General features: G+C 70.7%; 10 protein-coding genes. 3 read left to right on the top strand and 7 right to left on the bottom strand.

Features of this window, described 5'->3' with window-relative positions; all coding sequences use genetic code 11:
* Nucleotides 1–44: 44 nt before the first annotated feature.
* A complete protein-coding gene (locus SACCYDRAFT_RS23095; protein ID WP_043537495.1) occupies nucleotides 45–806 on the top strand; it encodes a Fic family protein in 762 nt (253 codons plus the stop codon).
* 72 nt (nucleotides 807–878) lie between these two features.
* Here SACCYDRAFT_RS23095 and SACCYDRAFT_RS23090 read toward each other — a convergent pair whose 3' ends face one another.
* Nucleotides 879–1796: a LysR family transcriptional regulator gene (locus tag SACCYDRAFT_RS23090; RefSeq protein WP_043536837.1), complete on the bottom strand. Its 918-nt coding sequence runs from the start codon at nucleotides 1794–1796 to the stop codon at nucleotides 879–881.
* A 114-nt stretch (nucleotides 1797–1910) separates the two neighbouring features.
* Between SACCYDRAFT_RS23090 and SACCYDRAFT_RS23085 the strand changes: the two genes are divergently transcribed.
* The gene (locus SACCYDRAFT_RS23085) at nucleotides 1911–3152 is read left to right on the top strand and encodes an MFS transporter (RefSeq protein ID WP_005459885.1); all 1242 of its coding nucleotides are present in this window, start codon (nucleotides 1911–1913) and stop codon (nucleotides 3150–3152) included.
* Here the strand turns inward: SACCYDRAFT_RS23085 and murQ are convergent.
* From murQ to SACCYDRAFT_RS23055, 6 genes are all read right to left on the bottom strand, one after another.
* The gene (gene murQ, locus SACCYDRAFT_RS23080; protein ID WP_005459883.1) at nucleotides 3112–4038 is read right to left on the bottom strand and encodes an N-acetylmuramic acid 6-phosphate etherase; all 927 of its coding nucleotides are present in this window, start codon (nucleotides 4036–4038) and stop codon (nucleotides 3112–3114) included. The genes SACCYDRAFT_RS23085 and murQ overlap by 41 nt on opposite strands.
* 55 nt (nucleotides 4039–4093) lie before the next feature.
* Nucleotides 4094–5062: a MurR/RpiR family transcriptional regulator gene (locus SACCYDRAFT_RS23075; protein ID WP_005459881.1), complete on the bottom strand. Its 969-nt coding sequence runs from the start codon at nucleotides 5060–5062 to the stop codon at nucleotides 4094–4096.
* A gap of 138 nt (nucleotides 5063–5200) precedes the next feature.
* A complete protein-coding gene (locus SACCYDRAFT_RS23070) occupies nucleotides 5201–6949 on the bottom strand; it encodes a serine hydrolase domain-containing protein (RefSeq protein ID WP_005459879.1) in 1749 nt (582 codons plus the stop codon).
* Between the two features lie 52 nt (nucleotides 6950–7001).
* Nucleotides 7002–8273, bottom strand: a complete 1272-nt coding sequence (locus SACCYDRAFT_RS23065) for an exo-beta-N-acetylmuramidase NamZ family protein (RefSeq protein ID WP_005459878.1) — start codon at nucleotides 8271–8273, stop codon at nucleotides 7002–7004.
* Between the two features lie 28 nt (nucleotides 8274–8301).
* Nucleotides 8302–10161: a glycoside hydrolase family 3 protein gene (locus SACCYDRAFT_RS23060; RefSeq protein WP_005459877.1), complete on the bottom strand. Its 1860-nt coding sequence runs from the start codon at nucleotides 10159–10161 to the stop codon at nucleotides 8302–8304.
* A 451-nt stretch (nucleotides 10162–10612) separates the two neighbouring features.
* A complete protein-coding gene (locus SACCYDRAFT_RS23055) occupies nucleotides 10613–11461 on the bottom strand; it encodes an HAD family hydrolase (protein WP_005459876.1) in 849 nt (282 codons plus the stop codon).
* A gap of 336 nt (nucleotides 11462–11797) precedes the next feature.
* Between SACCYDRAFT_RS23055 and ssd the strand changes: the two genes are divergently transcribed.
* Nucleotides 11798–12838 carry a septum site-determining protein Ssd gene (ssd, locus tag SACCYDRAFT_RS23050; RefSeq protein ID WP_005459875.1) on the top strand — a complete coding sequence of 347 codons (1041 nt, stop codon included), beginning with the start codon at nucleotides 11798–11800 and terminating at the stop codon, nucleotides 12836–12838.
* Nucleotides 12839–12843 lie beyond the last annotated feature (5 nt).

Genomic DNA, 12843 nt, shown 5'->3' with positions numbered 1-12843 from the left:
TGCCGCCGTGAGGTGGCGATCCGGCGCTGCATATGCTCTGCGGCATGAGCGACCCACTCGCACCGCTGATGGAACTCGGCGGTGTCGCCGAGGCCGCGAAGCGCGCCCAGGACGCCGTGTTCGCCGTGCACCGGCTGCCTGCCAACCTGCGTGGCGGCTCGGCCACCGCCGCGGAGGCGTCGGTGAGGGCCGCGAGGGCGTCGGCCGCACTCGACGGCGCCGACCCGGAGCTGCCCGATGACGGATCCGTGACCGATCCCGTTCTCGCGGGCTCGCTGCGTGTGGCCGAGGCGACCGAATCGCTGTTGCCGACGTGGCGTCGCGCTCCGCTGCAGGTGCTGGCGCGAATGCACGTGCTCGCCGCGGCGGACCTGACCGACGACCCGAACGCGCTCGGTAGGCCCCGGACGACCGACGGCAGTGGCGAGGCCGGGGACAGCGGGGGTACCGCCCAGCGGCTGGAGCTGCTCGCGCAGCTCGTCACCGGGGCCACCGCCGTGCCGGGACCGGTGGTGACGGCTGTGGTGCACGGCGAGCTGCTCGCGTTGCGGCCGTTCGGTTCGGCGGACGGCGTGCTGGCGCGTGCGGCCGCCAGGCTGGCGATGATCGCCACCGGGCTCGACCCGAAGGCGCTGACCGTTCCCGAGGTGGCGTGCTTCCGCAGGCAACGGCGGTATGAGGAGGCGGCGCGGGCGTTCGCCTCCGGAGAGCCCGACGGCGTGCGGCAGTGGTTGTTGTTCTGCTGCGAGTCCTTCGAGGCGGGTGCTCGCGAGGCGAAGAGCATCGCCGACGCCGCTACCCCCTGACGAGCCGATCCCCGACACCGTGTCCGCAGCCTGCGCACGGGTCCGCACTTTCCGTGCGGGTGGCGGTCCCGGTCACCGACGGGCCCAACCGGGTACCCAGACCCCGGGCGCGGCCCTGACGGAGCCGAGGTGGTCGCGCAGTGCCGTCAGTCCCGGGTGCGGGTTGCCGCGGCGCCAGAGCAACGAGTGCGGGTACACCGGAGTCGGCCCGTGCAGGACGATAAGCCGCAGGTCGTGGGCCGTGGGCACCGCAAGCCGTGTTCCCTCACCGACGAGAGTGGCCAGTACGGGCGACTCCGCGACGGCGTCGAGCAGCGGTTCGATTCCGAAGTCGGGGCCGGACGTGTCGATGGTCAGGCCGAAGGCGGTGGCCAGTTCGTCGTAGTAGGCGGCCCACTCCGTCCCGGCGACGATCCCGGGCATCCAGATCGGGTGTTCGGCGAGCTCCGTCAGGGTGACGACGCCTGACGCGGCAAGCGCATGCGCGGGCCCGGTGAGCAGCCGGAGTTGCTCGTCGAGAACGCGGGCGGTGGCGACCTCGGCGGGGAGCTTCCGCGGCGGCAGTGGGAGGGCGCGGAAGGACGCGTCGACCGCGCCCGAGCGGACGCCGGCGATCGCCGTGTGGAGGTCCGGCAGCGTCACGACATCGAGTTCGGTCTCGGGATGTGCCCGGTGGAACGCGCGGAGCACGCCCGACGGTGCGAGCGAGTGCCCGACCACGTCCACACGCAGCGCCCGCTGGCGCACGGAGGCTGCTGCCCGTTCCAGGGCGAGGAGGAGTTCGTGCGCGTGAGGCAGGAACGCCCGCCCGTCGACGGTGAGTACGACTCCCTTCGCGGTGCGGTCGAACAGGCGTACGCCGAGGTCCCGTTCGAGGGCGGCGATGCGCTTGGAGACGGCCTGCTGCGTGATCGACAGTTCTGCCGCCGCTTCCTGGAACTGCCCGGAGTCCGCCGCGACGGTGAAGGCGCGGACGGCGTCGAGGTTCACGGCACTCGACCCTAGCCCCACAACGGCCGGTTGTGGCGCGCCGTGCATGTGGTTGTTTGCGTGGGGAACGCGTCCCCGGATTCGATCTCCACCGTGCGTGGGGATCGGAGGGGCGTGCCGTCGCTCGGCGGACAGTTCGGGTGGCTCTGGGCGGCCTATGCCGCGAGCACGTTCGGCACGCAACTGGCGTTCGGGGCTTTTCCCCTCCTGGCGATCGACGTGCTCGCCGCAGGACCGACCGAGGTCTCGCTCCTGGCCGCCGCGGGCTCGGCGGTGGGCGCGGTGGTGGCGATGCCGTTGGGGCCCTGGGTGGAGCTTCGCCGCAAACGGCCGGTGATGATCGCGGCGGATCTGGTTCGGGTCGCCGCTTTGGCGAGCGTTCCCGCGACATTCGCTCTGGGCGTGCTCGGCTTCGGCCAGTTGCTGGTGGTGGCGGTGGTCGTCGCGGCGGCCGGAATCGCCTTCAGGGCGGCGAGCGGTGCCTGTCTGAAGTCGCTCGTGCCGCCGGACCACCTCGTCGTGGCGAACGGGCGGTTCGAGGCGACGGCATGGACCGCGACCGCGCTCGGGCCGCCGCTCGGTGGCGCGGCGATGGGGTTGTTCGGTCCCGTGGTGACCGTGCTGGCCAACGCGGTCGGGTATCTGCTCTCCGCCGTGGGCATCCGCGCGATGGGCCGGACCGAACCGCGGCCGGCCCGGGCGGGCACCGCGAGGTTGCGAGTCGGCGACCTGTTCGAAGGGTGGCGATACATCCTGACCCACGGTTCGCTGCGCCCGTTGTTCTTCAACACCGTCACGGTCAACGGCCTGATCATGGCCACGACGCCGCTGCTGGCCACCATGATGCTCGGCGATCTGGGGTTCGCGCCCTGGCAGTACGGTCTCGCGTTCGGGGTGCCCTGCGTGGGTGGCCTCGTCGGAGCACGGCTGGCCCGCCGTCTCGTGACACGACACGGGCAGCGCCGGGTACTGCTCGTGGCCGGGGTCCTGCGCGTGTGCTGGCCGGTGGGGCTGGCGTTCGTCGGTCCGGGCGCCGCAGGGCTTTCACTGGTGATTCTCGTGGAGCTGGGGCTCATCACGTGCATGGGCGTGTTCAATCCCGTTTTCGCAGGCCACCGGCTCGACCGGACGGGAAGTGACCGGGTGGCGCGGACACTGGCCGCGTGGTCGATCACCAGCAACGTCACCGTCGCGGCCCTCACGGCGCTGTGGGGGCTGCTGGCCGGTGTCGTCGGTGCTCGCGCCGCGGTGGCGATCGCGGGTGTCCTCCTGCTGGCCACGCCGCTGTCGTTGCCGTGGAGGTCGGTCGACGCTCCTACGGCTTCGCCGCCCGCACGGCGTCGAGCGCGGCCCTGACGTGCCCGTCGGAGGCCTGGAGTGCCTCGGTGGCTCGGGCGGTGCCGACGCCGGCGAGCAACTGCACCAGTGCGACTTTCAGGTCGCCGTCGGACTCGGCGAGCGCTTGGCTGCACTCGTGCTCGCTGAGCCCGGTGGCCTCCCGGAGGATGCGGATCGTGCGACCCCGCAGCTTCGCGTTGGTGGCTCGCACGCTCACCATGAGGTTCGAGTACGTCCGGCCGAGCCTGACCATCGTGGCGGTGGAGAACGCGGTGAGCACGAGCTTCTGCGCCGTGCCCGCCTTCATGCGGGTCGACCCGGCGATGGCTTCCGGGCCGGTGTCCACGGTGATCAGCACGTCGATGCCGGCGACCTCGGGCGCTTCGGGATTGCACGACACGAGCGCCGTGGTGGCGCCCAGCCGCTTCGCCTCCTGCAGAGCACCGATCACGTACGGGGTCCGGCCCGACGCCGTGAGACCGAGCACGAAGTCGCCTGCCGACACGCTCTCGCGCAGCTCCGCCGCGCCGGCCTCGGCGTTGTCCTCGGCGTTCTCCACCGCGGTCTGCAACGCCCGCTGCCCGCCCGCGTGGTGGGCGACGAACCAGTCGGACGGCACGTTGTACGTGGGCACGAGTTCGGCGGCGTCGAGCACGGCGAGCCTGCCGGACGTGCCCGCGCCCACGTAGTGCACGCGGTGTCCGCCGCGGAGTGAGTCCGTGGCCGAGTCCACCGCTTTCGCCAGTTCCGGCAACACCTTCCGCACGGCGCCGGGCACGCCGACATCCTCGGCGTTGATGACGGCGAGGATGTCGGCGGTCGACATCCGGTCGATGTCGGTCGTGTTCGGGTTGCGCCGCTCCGTCGGCGACTCGACATGCACGACCTGCGGTGTAACGGTCATCTCCAGCCTCACTCTTCTCGACTGGCGGGCGCGAACCGTTGTGCGCCCGCCCGGTTCACTGCCCTCGCTCGGCGCGCCGCCTTCCGTCCGGGCGGACGCCGAGTCGGTGTCCGTTGACGGCGTCGCGGGTCGCGCCCAGCGCCGCCATCGCCTCGTCGAGGTGCTGCTGGGCCACGCCGATGAACAGACAGTCGATCACCGTCAGTTGGGCGATTCGGCTCGCGGTGGCGCCGGAACGGAAGGTGGTCTCACGCGCGGCCGTGGTCAACACGTGGTCGGCGACCGACGTGATGGGCGAGCGCGGGAAGTTGGTGACGGCCACAGTGGTGGCGCCGTGTTCCCTGGCGACGCGCAGCGCTTCCACGGTGTCGGTGGTGGCGCCCGAGTGGGAGATGGCGACCGCGACGTCACCCTCGCCGAGCACGGCAGCGGAGGTCAGCATGATGTGCGTGTCGGACCAGGCGAAGCACACCCGGCCGATGCGGTGCATCTTCTGCTGGAGGTCGGCGGCCACGAAGGCGCTCGCGCCGACGCCGTAGACGTCGACCCTGCCCGCGGCGGCGATGAGTTCGGTGACGCGCGTCAGCTCGGCGATGTCGAGCTGTTCGGTGGTCTCCTCGACGGCTCGTGCGTCGGCGAAGCCCACCTTGCTCACCACCGAGGCCAGGTCGTCGTCGGCGGTGATGTCGCCGCCGAGATCCCGCGAGGACCTCGCCTCGGTGCGTGCCGTGTCCGCGGCCAGGGCGATGCGGAGCTGGGGATAGCCGCCGACGCCGATGGCCTTGCAGAACCGGGTGACGGTGGTTTCGCTGGTCTTGGCGGCCAGAGCGACCTCGGTGATGCTTCGCCGGGCGACGGACGAGGGGTCGTCGAGCACCACCTTGGCGACTCGTTGTTCGGCCCGTGCCAGGCCCGGCAGCAACGAGCGGATGCGCACCAGCGGGCTCGTTTCCTGCTCGGTTGCCGCTGTGGTGTCCTTCGCGTCCGGGTCACTACTCGTGGGAAACTTACTAACACCAGGCATATGTGACAAGGTTACCCGTACCTTCCCGAGTGATCGCAACCCGAGTGAACAGACGACGGACTGCGGGGGCTGGATGCTCGGAAAGTCGCTGCTCAGTACGTTCGTGTTAACCCGGATCGGTTAACGAGTTGGCAACTATCAGCGATCGGTCCAGGTAAATCCCCGTGCGTCCAACCGTCCAGGGTGTCGTTCACCGTCCAACAGGGTTCCGTGTGCCCCGCTCACCCGAATGCCGTCCACCAGCACACCACGGGCGGTGTAGCTCCCGTCCGTCGTGAATCGCCAACGAAGCGTGACCTGCTCGGTTTCGGACACCTTCGCACGCACCCGCCACCACACCCGGTGGTCGGTACCCGAGAGCCCGTCCACCGCCCCGTGCGGTGCTCCCGTCCCGTGCACCCGCATCCGCAACGCCGACCAGGTGCGCCCTCCGTCCGTGGAGGACTCCAGCACCAGCCGGTCGCTTGCCTCGCTGTTGACGAACGCGGAGAACGACACGACCGCTCCGCGGCCGTGCGTGTCGAGCTCCGGCGTGGTCAGCGTGGCGGTCGCGTCGTCACCGGGCGAGCTGGACCACGCCCGCGAACCGCGCGCCGGTTCGACGGCGAGCGCACGAGCGAGTCCGGTGGCCCACGCCTGCCGAGCCGCGTTGATCGAACCCCACGACCGCGACGGGTGCACACGGTTGGTCAGCAACACCGCGATGGACCTCGACTGACGGTCGATCACCAGGGACGTGCCCGTGTAGCCCGTGTGGCCCGCCGTCGACGGCGAGGTCAACCCGCCCATGTACCAGATCTGGTCGAGTTCGAACCCGAGGCCGTGCGAGTCGCCGGGGAACTCGACGTTGTAGTTCGTGAACAGTTGCAACACGGTGCTCGGGCGCAGGATGCGTTCGCCGTCGTAGGTGCCGCCGTTCAACAGCGCCTGTGCGAGCACACTCAGATCTCGGGCGGTGGAGAACAGGCCGGCGTGCCCGGCCACGCCACCCAGCGACCAGGCGTTCTCGTCGTGTACCTGGCCTCGGACCATGCCGCGCGGAGGAGTCGCCTGGAACTCCGTGGCCGCGACCCGGTCGAGTTTCTCGGCGGGCGGGTTGAACTCCGTGTCGGTCATGCCCAGTGGTTCGGTGATCCGCTCGGCGATCACCTCGTCCAGCGGGTCACCTGCCACGCGCTCGACCAGGACGCCGAGCGTGATGAGGTTGAGGTCCGAGTAGGTGTACGTGGTGCCGGGCTCGTTCTGCGGCGCGACATCCATGACGGCCTTGACGCGCGACCGCTCGTCCGGCCAGTCGCGCCACAGGAACAGCGACGGTTCGAGGCCCGAGGTGTGCGTGAGCAGTTGCTCGACGGTGATTTCCCGCTTGCCGTTGACACCGAACTCGGGCAGGTAGGTCGCCACCGGCGCGGTGAGGTCCACCTCGCCGCGCTCCACGAGCTGCATCACCGCGATGGAGGTGAACAGCTTCGTCACCGACGCGATGTCGAAGATCGTGTCCTCACGCATCGGCACCTGCTTCTCGGTGGGCAGCTCGGTGCCCCGGCCGTCCTCGTAACGAACGGCACTGCCGACGGCGTAGGTGTCGACGACCTTGCCGTCGTGGGCGAGGAGCCCCACCGCTCCCGCGAAGAGCGGGTGCCCGTCCACGTAGTCCGACTCGGTCATGCGAGCCAGCAGCCGCCTCGACTCCCGGATGGGGCCGGGGTCGAGGCCGGCATCCTCGGGGTCGGCGGGTTCCAGGAGGGTCGACGCGGGCGCGAAGCCCCGCTGCGGCTGGTCGAACCGGCCGGAGCTCGCCGTCACTGCGGCCATCGCGGTCGCCCCCGTCACCACCAGGATCGCGAACAGGGCCGCGATCCTCGACACCGTGGCCTTCGCACGCATCGCGTCGCTTCACCTCACCTTGTCACGGCGCACGGGACGCCGTCGCCAGAACTCACCGGTAGAGCAGGTAGGGCTGTCGCTTCCGGCGGAAAGCGGCGAGTTCGTCCCGCCACGATGCCACGACGTCGTCGGTCGTCGCTCCCGCGTCCACCATCGTGCGGAACCGGTCGGAGCCGGTCAGTTTGTCGATGAAGTGGTCCTGACGCCAGCCGAAGACGCCGGGATAGAGCCGCCTGGCGGTCACGATGAGATCGACACCGGTGCGGATGGGATCGAAACGGTGTGGATCCGTGACGGTCACCTGGAGTCCGCCGCACGTCTCGCCCGTGAACTTGCCGAACGTCGGCACGTAGTAGCACTCGCGGAACACCACCCCGGGCAGGCCGTGGGAGGAGACCTCCTCACGCCAGCGCCAGTCGACCCCCGGGGCGCCGAGGATCTCGAACGGGCGGGTCGTGCCCCTCCCTTCCGAGAACACCGTGCCCTCGAACAGGCACGTCCCGGGGTAGACGAGGGCGGTGTCCGGTGTCGGCATGTTCGGTGACGGCGGTGTCCAGAGCAGGCCCGTGTCGGCGAACACCTGCCTGCGCCGCCAGCCCCGCATGGTGACGACGTCGAGTTCGGCGAGTTCGACACCGTCGTCGGGCAGGAGCTCGGCGGCGAAGAACCGTGCGAGTTCACCCACCGTCATGCCGTGCTGCTGCACGATCGGCCGGAGTCCGACGCCGGAGCTGTACGCGGGGTCGAGCATCGGCCCGTGGGCCTCGCCGCCGACGGGGTTCGGCCGGTCGAGGACGACGAACGCCGCGCCGATCCGGGCCGAGGCCACCATCGCCCGGTACATCGACCAGATGTAGGTGTAGAAGCGCGCGCCCACGTCGGCGATGTCGAACACCACCGTGTCGACGGCGGCCTTGCGCAGCAGCTCCGTGAGCTTGTCGGTGTCGACGCCGTAGACGTCGTACACGGGCACGCCGGTGCGCGGATCGGTGTAGTCGCCCTCGGAGCCGCCCGCCTGCGCGCTGCCCCGGAAGCCGTGTTCAGGCCCGAAGACGGCCGCCGGTTCGACCCCGGCCCGCACGAGCGCGTCCACGACGTGCACCTGGTCGGCCAGGACGCCGGTGGGGTTGGAGAGCACGCCGACCCGGCGCCCGGCGAGGCGGCGCCAGCCGTCCGCGGCGAGCCGGTCGGCGCCCGTCGTCACCCGGGCCCTGTCCCGGCCCGCGACGTCGGTGGGAGTGGCCGAGGCCGAGGTCGCGGCGGTCGCGAGCAACGAGCCCGCGAGCGCGCTGGTGGACAGGAACCTGCGCCTGTTGACGGTCATGGTGTCTCTCCCTGACGTCGGGTCGCGTTCACCACGTCAGCCCGTGGCCGAACGGGTACAGGGTCTGGGCGGGGTCGGCCCCGCTGGGAACGGCGACGGGGAGCTTGCCCTCGGGGGAGCGTTCCCCGGCGAGCACCTTCGCCAACGAGGTCATGGTCACGTCGCGCCAGTCGTAGGTCGCGATCCAGGTGGGCACGTCGGCGTGGCCGGGGTCGTACGGCTCCTGGACGGCGACCGCGATGACCGGCGTGTCGGTGCTGGTCAGCCGTTCCACAAGCTGACGCTGGGCCGCACTGCCCCGCAAGCCGTTGGTGAGGACGATCACGACGTCGGCGTCACCCGAGGCGGTCGCGACCTCGTCGATGGTCGCGGGGTCCGGCGCGGTGCCGGTGGAGATCGCCTCGACCTCGGCGTCGGTGTGCTCGGACAACGCGCGGGCCAGCGCGTCGACGGGCTCCGCCGCGTAACCGGGGTAGTTCGGTCGGTTCCAGCCGGTGACCAGCACCTTCCGAGCGTGGGAGGCCAGCGGCAGCAGGCCGGCGTCGTCGCGGAGCACGGTGGTCGAGCGGTCGGTGATGCGCTGCACCGCCTCGCGGTTCTTCCTGGTGCCCACCAGGTCGTCGACCCGGCGCTCGTTGACGATCGGACGCGCGACGATGCCGCGCTCGTGCTTCAGCTCCAGAATGCGCAGGACGCTCTCGTCGATGCGCTGTTCGGTGAGCCTGCCGCTGCGCACGGCGTCGAGCACACCGCCTATCGCGGCGTCGAGGTCCGGCGGCATGAGCATCTGGTCGACGCCCGCCTCGAGCGCGCGTACGGGGATCTCGGCGTCGGAGTACATCTCGCGCACGCCCGCCATGCCGAGGGAGTCGGTGACGACCACGCCGTCGTAGCCCAGCTCCTCGCGCAACAAACCGGTCATGATCGGCTTGGAGAGCGTGGCGGGATCACCCGAGGGGTCGAGGCTGGGGACCGAGATGTGAGCGGTCATGATCGCGTCGATGTCGGCCTCGACGGCCTTGCGGAACGGCGGGAGGTCGTGGGTGCGCCAGTCCTCCTCGCTGCGGTCGATCACGGGCAGCCCGACGTGGCTGTCGTCCTTCGCGTCGCCGTGGCCGGGGAAGTGTTTCGCCGCGGCCGACACGCGCTTCGCGGCCGGGCCCGAGTTCTCGTAGCCGTCCACCTGCGCGGCGACGAACTCCCCCGCCAGTTCGGCGTCGGACGAGAACGAGCGGGAGCCGATCACCGGGTTCAGCGGGTTCGAGTTGACGTCGGCCACGGGTGCGAAGTCCTGGGTGATGCCCATGGCGCGCAGCTCGGCCGCGCTGATCGCCGCCGCCGCCCGCGCGCCCTCGACGTCGCGCGAGGCACCCAACGCCATGGCGCTCGGGTATTCGGTGACGTGCTCGGCGATGCGGGTGACCCGGCCGCCCTCCTGGTCCACCGCGATGATCAGGGGAATCCGAGGCTCGGCACGAAGGGCGGTGCGCTGCAGTCCGTTCGACAGCCGCGCCACCTGCCGCGGCGTCTCGATGTTGTCGGTGCCGCCGTGGTTGAAGTAGATGACACCTCCGACGTGGTACTTCCGCACCACGTCGGAGGGCGTGTCCACGCCGTACTTCTTCTGGTTTCCGGGGTGTGCCTCGTCGGCCGAGCGCCCCCAGACGTCGGCTACGAACAACTGGCCGACCTTCTGCTCCAGCGTCATCGAGCGCAAGGTCCGCTCCGGCCAGCTCTGGCCCCCCTTGCGGCCGGAGGCCACCTCCGCGTCGGTGGTTGACGTGGACTGCTGGGCTTGCGCCGATGCCACACCGGTGGTCACGGCGAGCAAGCCTACGAGCGCTGCTGTGGCGCGGGCCTTCCATGGCCGGGCGCGGCGAGTGGTCACGAGGCCTCCAGGTATGCGGACGTGCGGATGTGGAAAGTCCACCCGTACGAGTAGGCAACCGGAAAGCTACTCACCAAAGCGTGACGGGTCAATGACCGAACGTCGCAACGACCTCACCGGCGGAGAACACAGAGGTGGCGCCCGCCGGTTCCTGGAACCAACGGGCGCCACATCGTCACATGGAGCGGTCGGGCGACCAAGCGTGCACATCAGGTCGTCACTTTCGGGGACTCGGCGTCCGGCGTCCCGTTACGCAGTCCCTCGACGACAAGCCTTTCCGCGGCGAGCTGCGCGTGGGTACCCGACGTCCATGCACGGACGTCCTACCGGGGTGGACCAGGCTTCTCCTCCGCCTGCTCCCTGGCCGGAAGAACCTCCGCACTTCCCTTTGTAGTCAGTGATTGAGGTCACTTCAAGGCCCGCGAAAGGGTGACATCGATGATCGGGCGCATCAGTCCCGGGACGGCGACTCCCTGTGCTTCCGCCGCGAGAGGCCGAACAGGGTCGCCCCCGCCGCCACGGCACTCACCCCGAGCCCCACCGCAACGGCCGTGGCCGTCGTGGGTGACGGGATACGCGTGCGAGGGGACACCGGACTGGCGAACGTGTGCACGGGCCAGCCGCGTTCCTGTGCCACCCGGCGCAGCGCCTTGTCCGGATTCACCACGTGCGGGTGCCCGACCACTTCGAGCAGCGGGAGGTCCGTGCTCGAATCCGTGTAGGCGTGGCACTCGGCGAGGTCGTAGCCGCGCTCGGCGGCGATCTGCCGCGCGGCGACGGCCTTGTACTCCCCGTAGCAGTAGAAGTCGAGCTCGCCCGAGTAGCGACCGTCCACGATCCTCATGCGGCTGCCCATGCTGTGGGTGATGCCGAGCATGTCGGCGATCGGCCGCACGACCTCCTCGCCGGTGGCCGACAGGACGATGACGTCCCTGCCCTCGGTCTTGTGCCGCTCGATGAGTTCGGCGGCCTCGGCGTAGACCAACGGTGCCACGACGTCGTGCAGCGTCTCGCTCACGATGGCCTTGACCTGACCGACGTCCCACCCGGTGCACATGCGGGAGATCTCGGCGCGAAGCCGTTCGGTCCGGTCCGCGTCCGCGCCGGACAGGGCGAACATCAACTGGGCGTAGGCGCTCTTCAACGCGGCGCGGCGGTTGATCAGTCCCTGTCGCAGGAACGGCTTGCTGAAGGCGAGTGCGCTGGACGAGGCGATGATCGTCTTGTCGAGGTCGAAGAACGCCGCCGAGGTGGCGGTCGTCGCGAGGTGGGCGTCGGTGTTGGCGTCGGGTGCGGGCACAGCACCACGATATTGGGAACGGCGCGGGCGTGTCGGAGCGGACGAGGTGCGGTCGGGCGGACTGTGGCGTGTCACTCGCCGATCGTGCGCATTCCGTCGGCCGTCCACCGGGTTACAGTGGAGGCGCCCGGCATGGCCGGGCCTGGTTCAGTCCGACCCCCCGGGACTGAACGTCGGGCGGCCCTCGCTCCTCCCCCTGGCGGGGGCCGCCTTCCCCGGTTTGTCCACAGGAGTGTCCACAAAGCCCCAGTTGTCCACAGCCTCTGTGTGCGGGGTTGTCGCGGATGCGGTCAGGCGTGACGGTGGTGTGCACAACCATCGACACTGGGGGCCGAGGTGACCGACAACCGTCCACTCGTGGTCGTCTCCGACGACGTCGTGCGCGATCACATCTCCCGACTCGCGGCAGCGGTGGGCTGTGAGCCAAGCCATGTCCGCGATGTCGCAGCCGCGAGGTCGCGGTGGGCGGACGCGCCGCTCGTGTTGCTCGATCGGGTACCCGACAGCGGCGGACTGCCACGCCGGTCGAACGTGCTCCTGGTACGGACCGAAGCCCCGACGCAGGCGGAGTGGAAGGCCGCGGTGTCACTGGGAGTGGACGGAGTCGCGATCCTGCCCGCCGACGAGGAAGTCGTGGTCACCTCGCTCGCCGACGTCGTCGAACGGCCCAGCGCCCGCGAGGGCAGGGTCCTCGCCGTGGTCGGTGGACGGGGAGGTGCCGGAGCCTCGGTGCTGGCGGCGAGCGTGGCGGTGACGGCGGCGCGTTCGGGCGACGCCGTGCTGCTCGTCGACTGCGATCCGCTCGGCGGCGGAGTCGACCTGGTGCTCGGCACCGAGTCGGACGAGGGGCTGCGCTGGCCCGACCTCAGGATGCCGGCGGGGCGGGTGGCGATGGGCGAACTCGATGCCGCCCTGCCCGCGCGCCGACGAGGCAAGGGCCGGCTGTCGGTCCTGTCGTGCGACCGCGTGGGGCCGGGGCCCACCGACGTCGCTCTCGCCGCCGTGGTGGACGCGGGGCGGCGGGCGGGCCGGACGGTGGTGTGCGACGTACCCCGCCATCCGGATCGCGCGGCCGACGAGGCTCTCCACCGGGCCGACCTCACGGTGCTCGTGGTGCCTGCCGACGTCCGCGGCTGCGTCGCGGCAGCCTGTGTGCGTCGCCGGCTGAGCGAACGTACCTCCCGCGTCGAAGCCGTTGTCCGGGGGCGGTCGACGAGCGGACTTTCGGAGGCCGACGTCGGGGAAGCGGTGGGAGTACCGGTGCTCGGTCGGGTGGGCCACGACAACGCGGTCGGCCGGACACTCGACCGCGGATCGTTCCGGCCGACGAGGCGGCTCGCGAGGGTGGCCCGGACGATCCTCGCCACCCTCGCGTAGCAGGA

Source organism: Saccharomonospora cyanea NA-134 (assembly GCF_000244975.1).
In the GTDB taxonomy this organism is placed as follows: Bacteria; Actinomycetota; Actinomycetes; order Mycobacteriales; family Pseudonocardiaceae; genus Saccharomonospora; species Saccharomonospora cyanea.
This window is presented reverse-complemented; position numbering and strand designations above follow the sequence as displayed.

Excerpts from the sequence above, each read along its gene's own strand:
- SACCYDRAFT_RS23095 (WP_043537495.1), top strand. The coding sequence starts at position 45 with ATGAGCGACCCACTCGCACCGCTGATGGAACTCGGCGGTGTCGCCGAG.
- SACCYDRAFT_RS23070 (WP_005459879.1), bottom strand. The coding sequence starts at position 6,949 with ATGCGTGCGAAGGCCACGGTGTCGAGGATCGCGGCCCTGTTCGCGATC.
- SACCYDRAFT_RS23075 (WP_005459881.1), bottom strand. The coding sequence starts at position 5,062 with ATGCCTGGTGTTAGTAAGTTTCCCACGAGTAGTGACCCGGACGCGAAG.
- murQ (WP_005459883.1), bottom strand. The coding sequence starts at position 4,038 with ATGACCGTTACACCGCAGGTCGTGCATGTCGAGTCGCCGACGGAGCGG.
- SACCYDRAFT_RS23065 (WP_005459878.1), bottom strand. The coding sequence starts at position 8,273 with ATGACCGTCAACAGGCGCAGGTTCCTGTCCACCAGCGCGCTCGCGGGC.